This is a genomic window from Hymenobacter sp. B81 (genome assembly GCF_044628455.1).
In the GTDB taxonomy this organism is placed as follows: Bacteria; Bacteroidota; Bacteroidia; order Cytophagales; family Hymenobacteraceae; genus Solirubrum.
Genome location: NZ_JBIYZW010000001.1, coordinates 241,749 through 256,875, shown reverse-complemented (window position 1 = coordinate 256,875; position 15,127 = coordinate 241,749). Strand labels below are relative to the sequence as shown.

Annotated in this window: 11 protein-coding genes; 6 read left to right on the top strand and 5 right to left on the bottom strand. The window is 64.3% G+C overall.

Annotation, left to right across the window (positions count from 1 at the left end):
- Positions 1-42 precede the first annotated feature (42 nt).
- Complete coding sequence (locus ACE191_RS01100) at positions 43-2,667, top strand: PspC domain-containing protein (protein WP_400190331.1); 2,625 nt, start codon at positions 43-45, stop codon at positions 2,665-2,667.
- Between the two features lie 278 nt (positions 2,668-2,945).
- On the opposite strand, the gene ACE191_RS01095 is transcribed toward ACE191_RS01100, so the two are convergent.
- The 3 genes from ACE191_RS01095 to mce all read right to left on the bottom strand — a co-directional run bounded on the left by ACE191_RS01095 (position 2,946) and on the right by mce (position 5,487).
- Complete coding sequence (locus ACE191_RS01095) at positions 2,946-4,376, bottom strand: CCA tRNA nucleotidyltransferase (RefSeq protein WP_400190330.1); 1,431 nt, start codon at positions 4,374-4,376, stop codon at positions 2,946-2,948.
- An 85-nt stretch (positions 4,377-4,461) separates the two neighbouring features.
- A complete protein-coding gene (locus ACE191_RS01090) occupies positions 4,462-5,037 on the bottom strand; it encodes an L-threonylcarbamoyladenylate synthase (protein WP_400192289.1) in 576 nt (191 codons plus the stop codon).
- A gap of 24 nt (positions 5,038-5,061) precedes the next feature.
- Positions 5,062-5,487, bottom strand: coding sequence for a methylmalonyl-CoA epimerase (gene mce, locus ACE191_RS01085; RefSeq protein ID WP_400190329.1), 426 nt, complete (start codon positions 5,485-5,487; stop codon positions 5,062-5,064).
- Between the two features lie 166 nt (positions 5,488-5,653).
- Here mce and ACE191_RS01080 point away from each other — a divergent pair, with 166 nt between their 5' ends.
- From ACE191_RS01080 to ACE191_RS01060, 5 genes are all read left to right on the top strand, one after another.
- Complete coding sequence (locus ACE191_RS01080; protein ID WP_400192288.1) at positions 5,654-6,865, top strand: IscS subfamily cysteine desulfurase; 1,212 nt, start codon at positions 5,654-5,656, stop codon at positions 6,863-6,865.
- Between the two features lie 96 nt (positions 6,866-6,961).
- A complete protein-coding gene (gene iscU, locus ACE191_RS01075; protein ID WP_400190328.1) occupies positions 6,962-7,378 on the top strand; it encodes a Fe-S cluster assembly scaffold IscU in 417 nt (138 codons plus the stop codon).
- 93 nt (positions 7,379-7,471) lie between these two features.
- Positions 7,472-7,879 (top strand): hypothetical protein, encoded by a 408-nt coding sequence (locus ACE191_RS01070; protein WP_400190327.1) that lies wholly within the window; start codon positions 7,472-7,474, stop codon positions 7,877-7,879.
- A gap of 81 nt (positions 7,880-7,960) precedes the next feature.
- Positions 7,961-8,287: a HesB/IscA family protein gene (locus ACE191_RS01065; protein WP_400190326.1), complete on the top strand. Its 327-nt coding sequence runs from the start codon at positions 7,961-7,963 to the stop codon at positions 8,285-8,287.
- Positions 8,288-8,765: 478 nt separating this feature from the next.
- Positions 8,766-9,485: a hypothetical protein gene (locus ACE191_RS01060; protein ID WP_400190325.1), complete on the top strand. Its 720-nt coding sequence runs from the start codon at positions 8,766-8,768 to the stop codon at positions 9,483-9,485.
- A gap of 77 nt (positions 9,486-9,562) precedes the next feature.
- Here ACE191_RS01060 and ACE191_RS01055 read toward each other — a convergent pair whose 3' ends face one another.
- Positions 9,563-12,244 carry a T9SS type A sorting domain-containing protein gene (locus tag ACE191_RS01055; RefSeq protein WP_400190324.1) on the bottom strand — a complete coding sequence of 894 codons (2,682 nt, stop codon included), beginning with the start codon at positions 12,242-12,244 and terminating at the stop codon, positions 9,563-9,565.
- A gap of 182 nt (positions 12,245-12,426) precedes the next feature.
- Positions 12,427-14,976, bottom strand: a complete 2,550-nt coding sequence (locus ACE191_RS01050; RefSeq protein WP_400190323.1) for a T9SS type A sorting domain-containing protein — start codon at positions 14,974-14,976, stop codon at positions 12,427-12,429.
- Positions 14,977-15,127: the final 151 nt, after the last annotated feature.

Sequence of the window (15,127 nt, the reverse complement as noted above, 5' to 3'; positions counted from 1 at the left end):
CAATCAACCCTGACTCACCGCCACTCTAGTTGCAGCATTGCGATGAAAAAGAATATCAGCATCAACCTGCAGGGCCTCATCTTCCACATTGAAGAAGACGGCTACGAAGTACTTCAACGGTACCTGCAGGACGTAAAAGCCCACTTCAGCACGTACCGGGGGCACGAGGAAATCGTGGCCGACATTGAAAGCCGCATTGCCGAGCTGTTTGCCGCGCGCCTTTCCACCACCAAGCAGGTCATTTCCCTGGAAGACGTGGAAGCCATGGTGGCCAAAATGGGCCGCGTGCAGGAATTCCAGCAGGACGGCAGCCTCGACGAGGACGAGGACGTAGCCGACGTGAACAACTACGGCCGCCCCGTGGGCGCCGGCCCCGCGGCCCAGGCCACCGGCGCTGGCAGCAGCTCGTCGGCCCCCGCCGACGGCGAGCCGCGCCGCCTGTACCGCGACATGGCCAACCGCAAAATTGCGGGGGTGTGCGCCGGCCTGGCCCGCTACTTCGGCATCGAGGCCCTGTGGGTGCGCCTGATCTTCCTGGTGTTTCTGATTGCCCTGCCCATCCTGTTCGATAGCGTTGGGGCCGACCAGCTGGATGAGCAGTTCCCGTTCTGGACGGTTCTCTCCTACATCATTTTGTGGATTGCCCTGCCCAAGCGCTACGACGGCACGCCTGAATCGCAGGACGACCCTACGTTCAAGAAGCTGTTCCGCGACACCGACAACGGCAAAGTGGGCGGGGTATCGGCCGGTCTGGCCGCCTACTTCAAGATCGACGTGGTGCTGGTGCGCATCCTGTTCATCATCTTCGTCTTCGCCGGCGGCTTCGCCATCCCGCTCTACATCGTGCTCTGGATCCTGGTCCCCGAGGCCAAGACCGTGGGCGACAAGATGCGCATGCGCGGCGACGCGCTGACCCTTTCCTCGCTCGACGAAACGGCCCGCAACAACGCCTTCGAAGCCGGCTACGTGGGCACCAACGCCACCAACCGTCCCGTGGGCGCCTTCCTGGAGGAGCTGGCCCGCAACCTGCGCCCCCTTGTCAACCTGATCGGCACCATTATCCGCTGGTTTGCCGCCGCCCTGCTCATCGTCGTTGGCTTCTCCCTGCTGATCGGGCTGGCCGTGCTGGCTGGCGTGGCCCTGGGCTTGATTCCCGAATCGAACAACATTATCCTGGGCGACGCACCGGCCTACGCCGTGCTGGCGGGCCTGCCCTGGTGGATGGTGGCCAGTGCCTTCCTGGCCTCGGTCATCCCGGTACTGCTGCTGCTGCTGCTGGGCATCGGCCTGATTGCCCGCCGCTCCGTGGTAACCCGCACCGTGGGCCTCTCGCTGCTGGGCCTCTGGCTGCTGGGCGTGGTGGGGTCGGTAATGGGCGGCGTGCGCCTAGCCCACGATTTCCAGGAAGAAGGCAGCTACACAGCCGAACGCAACCTGGGCCGGGTGAACTACCCCACCGTGCTGCTGCGCACCCGGGAACTGGGCTCCGACTGGGACCTGCGCCCCCAGCTGATGATTACGGCCGCCGATAGCGGCGCGGCCATCAGCCTGAGCGAGGAGTACGTGGCCAACGGCGCCACGGAAGCCGCCGGCGCCGCCACGGCCCGCGCCACCATGCAGTTCAACGCCTCGGTGCGCGACTCCAGCGTGGTGATTGACGACCAGTTCCGCTACAAGCCCGGGGCCATCTACCGCAGCCAGGATCTGAACCTGACTTTGCGCCTGCCCCGCGACAAGCAGTACCGCCTCAGCGAAGACTTTGCCTACCTGCTCAACGAGGGCAGCTTCGTAGACGGCCAGCGCCCCAACAACCCCGAGCAGCACCTCTACCGCCTGCGCGGCAACGAGCTGGAATGCATCGACTGCGCCCCCGGGGACATTGAGTCCGAGGAAGCCAGCAACGAGGATCCGGGCGAGGACGACTTTGAAGTGAACGTAAACGGTGAGCGGGTGCGCATCTCCGTGGGCGACGAAGGCCCGGACACGGATGTGTCGTTCAGCACCGCCGCCGAGGACTACGGCAGCGCCCGCCGCACCTTCAGCCTCGACGATTTCAACCGCGTATCGGTGGCCGGAGCCTACCGGGTGGTACTGCGCAAGGGCAACGCCTTCCGCGTGCAGGCCGCCGGCACCGAGCGCAGCCTGAAAGACCTGGAAGTGCGCGTGCAGGGCGACGAGCTCATCGTGCGCCCCCGCCGCCAGGGCTTGATGAACAACTGGAACAACCGCAATGCTCAGCGCGTGCTGGTAGAAATTGAGCTGCCCGGCATCAACACCATCGACCTCTCGGGCGCGGTGCAGGCCAAGGCCACGGGCTTCGAAAACCAGGGCAACCTGCGCATCGAGCAGTCGGGCGCCAGCCACCTGCAGTTCGAAGGTTCCTGCCGGGCCCTGACGGTGGAGCTGACCGGCGCCTGCCAGAGCGTACTCGAAGGCCAGGCCAACACCCTGCGCCTCGAAGGCACCGGTGCCTGCCAGATTCAGGCCGCCGACCTGCAGGTTGCCACCGCCAACGTGGAGCTGAGCGGGGTGAGCAAGGCCCGCCTGCACGTAACCGACAAGCTCGACGCCGACGTGTCGGGCGCCAGCGAAGTGCGCTACAGCGGCAACCCCACCAACGTGCGCACCGACGACTCGGGCGCCGCCAGCGTAAAACGCGTGGAATAAGTTGCCCGATATATTCTTGAATTCAGTAGCTTACCGACTGCCAACTTTTCTGTTCCCGCAAGCAACCCCGGTCCACAGCCCGGCATCTTTCAAGCCGTACCACGAGTTTAGGGTCCCCTGGTGAGTGAATGGTTGACCCCGGAGCGGCTGCTGCACTCCGCCGAGCTGCAACAGGCCGGCAGCAGCCATCCGAACTCCGGTATAGTAAAGGTTGTTTGCAAAACGAAGGCGCGCCCCCTGGGCGCGCCTTCTTTGCTTCCCCAGAAAAATCAGCGGGCCTACCCGGCTGCCGGTTCCTTGGGCGTGAGGCCCTTGCGGCGACCCAGCTCCAGCAGAAACGGAAAGGCTTCGGTGTACTCGTTGCGCACCTGGCCCTCCAGAATGGCTTCCAGCACGGCTTCCTTCAGCTCGCCCACCGCCCGCGAAGGCGTGAGCCCGAAGGTTTGCATGATAACCTCGCCGGTAATGACGGGCTTGAAGTTGCGCAGGTGGTCTTTTTCCTCCACCTCCTTGAGCTTTTCCTCCACCCGCTCGAAGTTGGCCAGGTAGCGGGCCACGCGCTGGTGGTCCTTGCTGGTGATGTCGGCCCGGCAGAGTTGCATCAGCAGGTCGATTTCGTCGCCAGCTTCGAAGAGCAGGCGTCGCACGGCCGAGTCGGTAACGGTTTCCTTGACCAGGGCAATGGGCCGCAGGTGCAGCTTCACCAGCTTCTGCACCACGCGCATTTCCTCGCCCAGGGGCAGCTTCAGGTCGGCGAAGATGCCCGGCGTCCAACGCGCGCCCTTGTCCTCGTGGCCGTGAAAGGTCCAGCCCACTTTCGGGTCGAAGCGCTTGGTGGCGGGCTTGGCAATGTCGTGCAGAATGGCGGCCCAGCGCAGCCACAGGTCGGCGCCGGTGGCCACCACGTTGTCGAGCACCTGCAGGGTGTGGTAGAAGTTGTCTTTGTGTGCGTGCTGGCCGCGGCGCTCCACGCCGTGCAGCTGGGCCATCCGGGGAAAGATGAGCGGCAGCAAACCCGAGCTGAACAGCAGCTTGAAGCCGTAGCTGGGCTTGGGCGACATGATGATCTTGTTCAGCTCGTCGGTGATGCGCTCCTGCGACACGATGCGAATGCGCTCCTTGTTGCGCGCAATGGCGTCGAAGGTGTCGGGGTCGATATCGAAGTTGAGCTGAGAGGCAAAGCGCACGGCCCGCATCATGCGCAGCGGGTCGTCGGAAAAGGTAATGTCGGGGTCGAGCGGGGTGCGGATGGTTTTGCGCTGCAGGTCGCCGATGCCGTCGTAGCGGTCGACCAGCGTACCGAAATCGGCCTTGTTTAAGCTCAGTCCGAGGGCGTTGATGGTGAAGTCGCGCCGGGCCAGGTCTTCCTCCAGGGTACCCGCTTCCACCTCTGGCTTGCGCGACTCGGCCCGGTAGCTTTCCTTGCGCGCTCCTACAAACTCCAGGTCGATGTCGGGCGTAGGCAGCATGGCCGTGCCGAAGTTTTTGAACACATTCACGCGGGGATGGTGCGGCAGGCGCTTGCCCACGGCCTGGGCCAGCTGAATACCGTCGCCCACGCACACCACGTCCACATCCTTGCTGGGCCGGCCCAGCACCAGGTCGCGCACGTAACCGCCGATGACGTAGGCCGGGTAGCCGAGCGAAGTTGCCGCGTCGGCAATGGTACGGAACAAGGGCAGGTCGGGCAGCTGGGGAGGCAGGTTCATGCCGCAAAAGTAGGGCGTCCGCCGCTCTGTCTGCCTCCTGCCCCTCTACTGCCGCCCGTCGGCTACCGGCTCAGCGGGTCATTTGCTAGTCGCGCAGCACTTCCAATTGGCCGTCGGGCAGCACGCGCACCACCCGCGAAGGGGCCGAGCGCGTGGCGTCGTCCTGCCGCCAGCCCACCACGTGGTCGGCCCCGCGCACGATGGCCGGGTCGATTTCGGCGTAGATGGCCGGGCCAGGTTGGCCGCTCAGGTTGGCCGAGGTTGACACCACTCCGTGGCCCAGGCGGCGCAGCATCTTAAAGCAAAACTCGTCGCCGCGCACCACCCGCAGCCCGATGGTGCCGTCTTCGGCCAGCAGGTTGGCCGCCACGTAGCGGCTGGCGGGTACCACGTAGGTAGTGGGGCGCTGCTGGGCGGCCAGCAGTTCGGGCAGGTTGGGCGGAACCGTGGCCGCGTAGCGGGCAAACATGGCCTCGTCGGCCACCAGCACAATGCAGGACTTGGACGCGGGCCGCTGCTTGAGCTTATAGATGCGCTCCACGGCCCGCGGCAGTTCGGCGTCGCAGCCCAGGCCCCACACGGTATCGGTGGGATACAGAATAATCTGCTGAAGCAGCAGCACCTCCACGGCGGCCTCGATTTCTTGCTGCAGGTGTTTCATCACGGTGCTTGAGCGATGCTAGGCTTACTCCACCTCCAGATCGGGGGCCGACATTTCCTGGCACAGCTCTACCAGTACGCCGTGGGCGCTTTTGGGATGCACAAAGCACACCAGCTTGTTGTCGGCCCCGCGCTTGGGTTCCTCGTTCAGCAGGGTGAAGCCCTGCTCGCGCAGCCGCTGCATGGTGGCGCGGATGTCGGCCACCTCGAAGGCTACGTGGTGCATGCCCTCCCCTTTCTTGGCCACGAACTTGGTAATGGCGCTGTCGGGCGTGGTACCGCCCAGCAGCTCGATCTTGGAACCGCCTACCTTAAAAAACACGGTGTCGACGCCTTCACTGGCCACGTGTTCGCGCTTGTAGGGCTCCTGGCCCAGCAAAGCAGTGTAGAGCGCGGTGGCCGCGTCGAGGTCGTGCACGGCCAGGCCAAGGTGTTCGAGGTTGGTGAACATAGGGGAAAGCGAAGCCAATACGGCGGGCCGTAGCGGGGTTGTTTGGATTGTCTCTACTTTTGCGCAGTAAAAGTAAACCTCTGGCTGAATTCTGCTGTTCTACCGGCGAATCATTCTCCGGAAGCTACCTTTGCACCGACGTTCACCAGCACTACGAAGCCCCATGCTGAAGCTGCCTATTTACCTCGACAACAACGCCACCACGCCCATGGATCCGCGCGTGCTCGAGACCATGCTGCCCTATTTCACCGATCATTTCGGCAACGCAGCCTCGCGCAACCACCCCTTTGGCTGGCAGGCCGAGGAAGCCGTGGATTACTCCCGCGAGCAAATCGCGCAACTCATCAACTGCGACCCTAAGGAAATCATCTTCACCTCGGGCGCAACCGAGTCGGATAACCTGGCCATCAAGGGCGTGTATGAGATGTACGCTCAGAAGGGCAACCACATCATCACCGCTACCACCGAGCACAAAGCCGTGCTCGACACCTGCAAGCACCTCGAAAAGCTTGGCGCCCGCGTGACCTACCTGAAGGTGAACGAGGAAGGCTTGATTGACTTGAACGAGCTGGAGGCGGCCATGACGCCCCAGACCATTCTGGTGACCATCATGTACGGCAACAACGAAATCGGGGTGCTTCAGCCCATTCGCGAAATTTCGGCCATTGCCAAAAAGCACGGCGCGCTGTTCTTTACCGATGCCACCCAAGCCGTAGGTAAGATTCCGGTCGACGTCCTAGCCGACGGCATCGACCTGATGGCCTTTTCGGGCCACAAGATGTACGGCCCCAAGGGCATCGGGGCCCTGTACGTACGTCGCAAAAACCCGCGGGTGAAGGTAACCGCCCAGATGGACGGTGGCGGCCATGAGCGTGGCATGCGCTCGGGCACCCTGAACGTACCGGGCATCGTGGGTCTCGGCAAGGCCTGCGAAATCGCCCGCACCGACATGGAAGCCGATACCGCTCGCATCTCGGTCATGCGCGACCGACTGGAACGTGAGCTGCTGACCCTGGAGGAAAGCTACGTGAATGGTTCGCGCGAGCACCGCCTGCCCCACGTGACCAACATCTCGTTCAAGTACGTGGAGGGCGAAGGCCTGATGATGGGTGTGAAGGACCTGGCCGTGTCGTCGGGTTCGGCCTGTACCTCGGCCTCGCTGGAGCCTTCGTACGTGCTCAAGGCCCTGGGCCTGAGCGACGACCTGGCTCACTCCTCGCTGCGTTTTGGCCTGTCGCGCTTCACCACCGACGAGCAGATCGACTACGCCATCGGCCACGTGAAGGAGGCCGTAACCAAGCTGCGCGAAATGTCGCCCCTGTGGGAGATGTTCAAGGAAGGCATCGACCTGAACTCGATTGAGTGGGCCGAACACTAAGTCATTTATCAGTTATCATTTAACATTTATCAGCGCAGCTGAGCTTGTTGAATGACCTGATAAATGATCAATGATAAATGACAACTGAAAAAAGCCATGGCTTACTCCGATAAGGTAATCGACCATTACAGCAACCCGCGCAACGTGGGCACGCTGGACAAAAGCAAAAAGAACGTGGGTACCGGCTTGGTAGGTGCACCCGAGTGCGGCGACGTAATGCGCCTGCAGATTGAGGTGGACGAAGCCACCAACGTCATCACCGACGCCAAGTTCAAGACCTTCGGCTGCGGCTCGGCCATTGCCTCGTCGTCGCTGGCGACGGAGTGGCTGAAGGGCAAGTCGGTGGAGGATGCGCTCAACATCGACAACATGGAGATTGTGGAAGAGCTGGCTTTGCCGCCGGTGAAAATCCACTGCTCGGTGCTGGCCGAAGACGCCATCAAGGCAGCCATCAACGACTACCGGGTGAAAAACGGCTTGCCGGAGCTGGAAGTAGCCAAGTCGCACCACTAAGTTTTAAGGGCTTAGGAACTTAGGGCTTAGGTTTTAGGGGCAAGCGGCTCCCGAGACCTGAGCCCTAAGTTCCTAACACCTAAAACCTCCCCTATGGACGTTTCCGCCGACGTACACGTTGAAAGCGCGCGCATTCAGCGGCTGATTGAGGACACGCTGGGCCTGCAGCCCGGCAACCTGGTGTTTGACTTCCGGCCCCTCGACGGGCAGGTGCGGCTGGATCTGATTACCGTCAATCCGCGCCACCACCAGAGCTTCCTGTTTCGCTACGAAGTGGGCTACGACAAGCTCGACGCGCTGCGCAAGATGCTGAGCTACGTGCAGAACTTTCGCGACAACGAAAGCTCCTACACTCTGCAGTGGCGGGCCCGCGGCGACAAAGAGCTGCAAACCTCCTACTTCCGTGCCCACAACGTGTACGAAGCCCTCGACAAGCTGTACTACGGCCGCGACCTGAACACCATCACCGTCTTCAGCGTGGTGCTGAATCCTTCTTCCTAGTTGTTTGTTGTGAGTAGGAAGCTTCCGGTACTCCGGCGCCTTCGCTGACTGGCAACCGACAACAGGTAACTGGCAACTAGTATGATTACCGTTTCCGACAAAGCGAAAGAAAAAGTAGAGAAGCTGAAGGCCGACGCGGCCCTCACCGACGCGTTTCGCCTGCGGGCCTCGGTGGCCGGCGGCGGCTGCTCGGGCCTCTCCTACCAGCTCGACTTCGACGACGAGGTGCGCCCCATGGACCAGGAGTTCGAGGACAAGGGCGTGCGCGTGGTGGTCGACATGAAAAGCTTTCTGTACCTGGCCGGCACCGAGCTCGACTTCTCCGACGGGCTCAACGGCAAGGGCTTCTACTTCAACAACCCCAACGCCTCGCGCACCTGCGGCTGCGGCGAGAGTTTCTCGGTGTAAACTGCTCCCGCTGGGCTATGACTTTTGCCCCTTCGGCCCCCAAGCCGGAGGGGCTTTTTTGTGGCCGGCAGGTTGGGGCTGCAGCGCTCAGTTGAGCGGAACGACGGCCGGTTGGGGCGGGGATGCTCGGTTGGGCGTGCGGGGCTCGGTTGCGGGTGCAGCGCCGAGGTTGGGGGCGCGAAACCGTGGCCACGGCCGACAACACCCCGCGCAGGGCCCGCGAAGCCGCGCGCACGGCTGTCAAAACGGTTTTCGGCCCCTGCAAAGCCCCGGGTGGGGGCGCGAAACGGTGGACCAGGCCCGCAAAGCCGCCAACAGGGGCGACAACGCGGCGCGCACGGCCAGCTACGTCTCGGTTGGGCAAGCAGGGCGCGTTGGGCAGGGCGCCTGAGGGGCAAATTCCCCGTGGACGGTGTGGACAGGGCGGCGCTATTTGGCTACCTTGGCCGCTTTCCATCTTTCTACCCCGTTTATCCGCATGAAAAACGACTTGATTGAAGCACGGCTGCGCCGCGACCACGCCCTCAGCGCGTTTCTGACCGAGCAGAAGAGCCGCTACGGCGACGCCGAAACCGACGTAGCGCCACTGCGCCAGCAGCTAAGCCAGGCCCTCACGGAAGCCCAGAACATTGCCCAGGACGTGCTGACGGCCGACAACGACGGCAACTCTCCCCGCAAGCGCGGCACCCGCAACCAGCTTACCCAGCTGCTGCGCCGCCTGGTGGTGGCCCTGCAGGCCGAAGCCGCCGCCGCGGGCGACCAGCGCCTGCGCGCCCTGGCCGGTCGGCCCGGGCAGCTGGGCCGGCTCAACGAAAGCACCTTCATCGAGGAAGCGCGGCGGCTGCTGAGCCTGGCTCCCGAGCGCAGCACGGCCCTGGCCAAGCGCCGCTTTGCCCCCGAGCACTACCAGCAGGCCCAAAGCCTGCTGAGCGAGCTGCGCCGCAGCGCCAACGAAGGCCGCCTCAACGACGTGGCCGGCAGCACCGGCCGCCAGGCCCTGGAGCGCCTCATCAAGCAGAATGCCCGCACCATTGAGCAGGTACGCACCTTCCTGCGCACCTACGAGCAGGACGAGCCCGCGCTGTGGCAGGAGTTTCAGGCGGCGGCCCGCGTGGTGAAGCGCGGCGGCCCCGACGGCCCCTCCCCCGCTGCCCCTGGCAACGGCGACGACGGTGAAACCGGCGGCCCCCGCCCCTAGCGGCGGTACCCAGCTTCAAACAAAAAGCCCCGTGGCCAGTGCCGCGGGGCTTTTTTTGTGGGCTGGTGGCGGGTAGCCTACTGCTTCACGAAGCGGGTGGTGAGGCGGCGCCCCCCGGTGGTGCGCAGCTCGAGCAGGTAGGTGCCGGGGCGCAGCGCCTGCACCTCGAGGCGGGCGGCAGGGTAGCGGCCGCTGAGCACGGGCTGGCCCATGAGGGTGATGACGCGGTAGCTCACGACCTCGCCCGTGGCTACGCGCAGGGTGAGGTGGTCGGCGGCGGGGTTGGGGTACACCTGCAGCTCAGCGGCCGCGGGGCTGTCGGTGGTTACCGTTACCACCGGCGAGAGCGTGGCGGTGCCGTCGAAGTCGAGCTGGCGCAGGCGGTAGTAGCTCAAGCCGGGCAGCGGGGCCGCGTCGAAGAAGGCGTAGCTGCGCGGCTGGGCGCTGGTGCCGCTGCCCTGCACGGTGCCCACCAGTTGGAAGGTTTTGCCGTCGGCGCTGCGCAGTACCTCAAACCGGTCGTTGTTCTGTTCCGAAGCCGTGGCCCAGCGCACCTGCACGCCGCTGCCCTCGCGCTCGGCGCTCAGGGCCGTCAGTTCCACGGGCAGGGGGTTGTTGCCGGGGGCGTTGGCGGCCACGGTACTGGCCAGCACAAAGTTGCCCAGGCCGGTAAAGGCGTTGGAAGAGGCGATGTTGCCCACCAGGAAGGTGGTGCCATCGGCCACGGCGGGGGCGCTGCTGCCCAGGTCGGCCCAGGCCGTGCCGTTGCTGCGGGCAATGCGCAGCTTGCTGGGCGCGTCAACCTGGTCGTCGATGCCGTAGAACAGCTTGATCTGGCCGGCCGAGAACGTAGTAGCGGCGTTGGTGCTCAGGGCGTAGTGGCGAATGCGCGACACGCGCTGCAGGCTGCCGGTGAAGGTGAGCGGGGCGGGCGAACCGTTAACTACCTGGGCCGTGTAGGCGGTGGCCACGGCCGCGCTCTGGTTGAGCGTGAGGGCTACCGGGCGGTACTGCGTGCCCAGGCCGATGGGGAAAAACAGGCCGGTGCCGGTGGTTTCGTTGGCCGTAGTGAGGCCCGCCGTGCCCAGGGTGCGCGTCATGGGGCCGTTTACGAAGCTGGTGTTGGCCGTGACGCTGGTGAGGCCGCCCGGCGCCGTTACTTGGGCGGTAGCGGGCATGCTCAGGATGTTGGTGGCGCTGGTGTTGAGCCGGCCGGCCAGCAACGCGAGGCTGCCCGCGGTGGTCAGGGGCCGCTGCAGCGTAACGCCGGCGCTGGAAGTGTTCTTGATGCCCAGGTTGACGAGGCTGCCCAGGGTGATGGTACCCGCGCCGCTCACGGCTTGCGCCGCGCTGCCGTTGAAGAGCAGGTACGAGGTGGCCGTGGGCGTCCGGCTCAGCGTGGCGCCGGTGGCCACGGCCAGGTCGCCGGCCACTAGCACGCCCGGCTCGACGCCGGTGCCGTTCAGGTTCAGGGCCACCACGCCGGTGGTCACAGTCAGGTTGTTTTGCACCACCAGATTGCCGGTACCGGCCACGGTAGCCGCCGCCCGAAACTCCAGGTTGCCGTAGCGCTGCCCGTTGGGCGAAAACGTGCCGCCCGAGTATATGTAGAAGCTACCCGACAGGAACTGCGTGATGGGCGAGCCGGGCCCAAACGGGTCGGCCCCACCCTGGTGCAGGTAGGTAGCGCCCGAGTTGAACACCACCGAGCCCACGCCGGGAACGAAGGTCGTGCTGGTGAGTTCCCCGAACGGGTTGCCCGAAATCAGCGCCGTGGTGGTAAAGGTAGCTGTGGTCCCGATGAAGCGGACAGAGTTGGCATCGGCCCCCTGGATGCGGTGGGGCAAGGCCCCGCTGTTGCCCGAGGTCATGGTCATCTTGCCGCGAATGGCCGCCACTTCGCCGCTGGTAATGTTGGCCAGCATGTAGCGGTTGGCGGTAGCCGAGGTCGACGAGAACGTCAGCGCCGAGCCACTGGCCACCACGAAGTCGTCGCCGCTGTAGCCGCCGTCAATAATGATGGAGCTGTACTGGTTGCCCGTGCCGGCAGCCGTCATCGTTACGATGGCGTTGTTGACAACGAAAAGTTGCGCCATCGTCTCGTCGTGGTTGGAGCCGTTGCCGGGGTTGTAATCCACCACCATCGGCACCGCTTCGGTCGAGGTGAAGGTGGTGCCATCGAATACGATGATGTCGGTAGCATCCGGGGTGTTGCGGTTGGGCGTCCACGAGGTGGCCTGCTTCCAGGCGGCGCCGGTGGCCCCCCGCCAGAAATACGTGGTGGGCGCCGTGATGACGGCCGTACCGGGGGTGGCAGTGCGGTAGTTGGTGGTGGGCGCTACGGCATCCTGGTTGAAGGCGTACACCGATACCGTGTAGCTGGTGCCGCCGGCCAGCCCCGTCACCGTGAGGGACGTGGTGGTAGCCGCCGCGGTCGACACCACAAAGTTGTTGGTGCCGATGGCCGTACCGTTGCCGTAGGCCAGGTTGCCGGTATAGGCAGTACCATCCTGCGGCGTGGCGGCGGCATTGGCCGTGGGCCGGATTACTACCAGGTTGTTGCTGCCGTTGCCCCCCGTCAGGGTCAGCACCAGGGCAGCCGTGCCTGCCGTCAAGCCCCGGGTAGGCGCAACGGTAACGGTGGGGTTGGTAGTCGGCTCGGTTGCCGCCTGGCTCAGCAGCGGCAGCAGCAGCATGAGCAGGGCCAGCTTAAACGAGGCCGGGCGCACGCGGAAAAGAAAGTAGAGGGGTTGCTTCATACACCAATCAGCTTCAGGTCCAGTCTTGGTTCGTTTGCAAAAGTAGATCGGGGGCGGCGCATTTCTATATAAAATTCAATCTATGCTGTTCCATACATTGCCAGAATCCCAATAATAGCCTCAAATACAAGGCCCTTGCGCTGCAAGGGCCTTGTATTCCATTCCAACTAATGCAATTTACCCTACTGCAAATGCACGAAACGGTGCGTTTCGCGCTGACCGCCGCGGCGCAGTTCCAGGGTGTAAGTACCCACCTTGAGGCGGCTCACGTCGATGATGGCCTCGCCCGCGGCCGTGCCTTGCAGCAGCACTTTGCCATCGGCCCCCAGCACGCGCCAGGGCAGGGCACTGGCTCCGGCCTGCAGGTGCAGCTTGTCGTAGACCGGGTTGGGAAACAGCTCAGCCATGAGGTGGCCGGTTTGGGGAATGGCTACCACCCGCGAGAGGGTAGCCGTGCCGTCGAGGTCAAGTTGCCGCAGGCGGTAGTAAGCCGCCGAGGCGGGAGCTGCTTCGTCGGCAAAGGCATAGTGGCGGGGCTGGGCGCTGGTGCCGGCCGCTTCGAGCACGCCTACCGGGTTGAAATCTTTGCCGTTGAGGCTGCGCTGCACTTCAAAGCGGGCACTGTTCTTTTCGCTGGCCGTGGCCCAGGCCAGGCGCACCTGCTGGCCGTGGCGGGCGGCCGTGAAGGAGCTGAGCACCACCGGCAGCGGATTATTTCCCGCGGTGCCCAGGGCCGCCGTGCTGGCCAGCAGAAAGTTGCCCAGCGTGGTGAAGGGGCTGGTGGAGGTGATGGTGCCCACGAAGGCGGTGGTGCCGCTCTGGGCCGGCGTGGCCGTGCCACCCAGGCTGGCCCAGGTGCTGCCCTGGCTTTTAGCCACGCGCAGCTTGGCCGCGTCGTCGACCTCGTCGTCGAGCCCGAAATAAAGCTTCACGCTGCCGTTGCTGAAGGCCGAGGCCCCGTTGGTGCCAAGCGTGTAGAAGCGCACGTGCGAGACGCGCTGCACATCGCCCGATACCGGCAGCTGGGGCGGCACGGCCCGCTGCACCTGGGCCTGGTAGGTAGTGGCCGTAGCGGTGGTTTGGGTGAGGCTGAGGGCAACCGGCCGGTACAGGGTGCCCGCGCCGATGGGAAAAAACAGGCCGGTGCCGTTGCTTTCGTTGACGGCAATGGCACCGCTGCTGGTGGGCGTAACGCGGGCCATTGGCCCGTTCACGAAGGAGGTGTTGTTGACGTTGGTGATGCCCCCGGGTATCGGCGTCGAAACGGTAGTGGTGGTCAGCAGCGTCAGCAGGCCGGTGGCGGTGTTCAGCCGGCCGCTGGTCAGGGCCAGGCCGTTGCGCAGGGTAAGCGGGGTATTGAGCGTAACGCCGGCCGGGCTGGTATTGGCTATTTCCATCACCAGGCCGGTACCCAGCGTGAGCGTGCCGGCCGAGCTGACGCTTTGCGCCCCGCTGCCGATGAACTGCAGCCGACTTTGGTTAAGGGCAACGGTGGCGCCCGTGCCCACCGCGAGGTTGTTATAGAGACTCAGGCTACGGGTGGCGCCAGCCACGGTGATGCCGCTGGCGAAGGTCAGGCTGCCGTAGGTGCGGTCGGCCGTCAGGGTTGCCGTGCCGCCCGCATTGGCCCCCGCAAAGGTGCCGCCGCCGAAGGTGTAGCTGCTGCCGGCCTGAAACAGAGCCGGGCCGTAGGGGTCGGTGCCGGCTTGCTGATTGAAGCTGGAACCCGCTTGAAAGGTGGCCATGCCGGCCGTGGCCCCGAAGGGGCTGCCCGTGTACTTGCCATCGGTAACCAGCGAACCGTTGGTGGCAAATGCAACCGAGCCGGCATCACCGGTAAACCGGTGGTTCACTACCGACTGCGGGTTGCCCCCGCTGGCGGTAAACCGCACTTCGCCGGCAAGGCTCGCCGTGGCACCGGTTGCCAGGGCCAGAATCAGGTTACCATCAGCGTTGTTGCCCAGGGTGCTCTGCACCGTCAGCCGCGAGCCAGGGGCGATGCTGAAATCGTCGCCGCTGGCGCCGGCCAGGCTGATGGTGCGGGTAATGGTTTGGTTTTGTCCTACGGGAAAGGAAAAGGTCGCGTCTGCGTTGTTGATGAGACTGATCTGCGCCACCGCGTCGTTGACGTTCAACACCGGGCTGGGCGTCCCGCCGTCGAACACCAACACGTCGTTGGTCTGCGGGCTGGTGCGGCTGGGGCTCCAGCTGCCGGCGGTTCCCCAGTTGGCCCCCGCGGCCCCTACCCAGGTATAAGTGGTAAACGCCCGGAAGCTAGCTGTACCCGGGGCCGCAGTCAGGTAATTGGTGACGGGCGCGCTGCCGTCCTGGTTGTAGGCGTAGGTTGATACTACGTAGGTGCTGCCGGCCGTGAGGCCCGTTACGGTAACCGAGGTAGCCGTGCCCGCCAGCACCACGTAGTTGCCCGCTCCGGTGGTGGGGCCGCTTCCAAACGTGGTAGTAGTTCCGTAGACGGTGCCGTCGGTGGGGTTGATAGTCGAGCCGCCGGTGCGGATGGTCACCAGCCGGTTGGCGCCATTGCCCCCGCTCACGCTGATGAGCACAGAAGGTGTGGCGGAGCTGGTTCCGCTGACCGGCGTGACCGTGACGGTGGGTTGGGCAGTGGGCTCGGGGGCGGCCAGGCTCACAGTAGGCAGCAACACTAACAGCAGGCGCAGCACCAGCGCCACTGGGGAACTAACCCGGTACAAAAGGTAGAGGGGGACCTTCATAGCAAGTAGGCATGTAGGGTGTGTGGATGAGCGAGACGTTTAAAGATAATTGCATTAGTCAATTTATTATTAATTAAGCACAAATAATGAGGCTTTTGAAGGCCTCTCGAGTCAGGGCAAAAACAAAAGGCCCTTGCCGTAGCAAGGGCCT

What these genes read in the sequence shown, in the direction of transcription:
- ACE191_RS01100 (WP_400190331.1), top strand. Translation starts at nt 43, where the DNA reads ATGAAAAAGAATATCAGCATCAACCTGCAGGGCCTCATCTTCCACATT.
- ACE191_RS01095 (WP_400190330.1), bottom strand. Translation starts at nt 4,376, where the DNA reads ATGAACCTGCCTCCCCAGCTGCCCGACCTGCCCTTGTTCCGTACCATT.
- ACE191_RS01090 (WP_400192289.1), bottom strand. Translation starts at nt 5,037, where the DNA reads ATGAAACACCTGCAGCAAGAAATCGAGGCCGCCGTGGAGGTGCTGCTG.
- mce (WP_400190329.1), bottom strand. Translation starts at nt 5,487, where the DNA reads ATGTTCACCAACCTCGAACACCTTGGCCTGGCCGTGCACGACCTCGAC.
- iscU (WP_400190328.1), top strand. Translation starts at nt 6,962, where the DNA reads ATGGCTTACTCCGATAAGGTAATCGACCATTACAGCAACCCGCGCAAC.
- ACE191_RS01070 (WP_400190327.1), top strand. Translation starts at nt 7,472, where the DNA reads ATGGACGTTTCCGCCGACGTACACGTTGAAAGCGCGCGCATTCAGCGG.
- ACE191_RS01065 (WP_400190326.1), top strand. Translation starts at nt 7,961, where the DNA reads ATGATTACCGTTTCCGACAAAGCGAAAGAAAAAGTAGAGAAGCTGAAG.
- ACE191_RS01060 (WP_400190325.1), top strand. Translation starts at nt 8,766, where the DNA reads ATGAAAAACGACTTGATTGAAGCACGGCTGCGCCGCGACCACGCCCTC.
- ACE191_RS01055 (WP_400190324.1), bottom strand. Translation starts at nt 12,244, where the DNA reads ATGAAGCAACCCCTCTACTTTCTTTTCCGCGTGCGCCCGGCCTCGTTT.
- ACE191_RS01050 (WP_400190323.1), bottom strand. Translation starts at nt 14,976, where the DNA reads ATGAAGGTCCCCCTCTACCTTTTGTACCGGGTTAGTTCCCCAGTGGCG.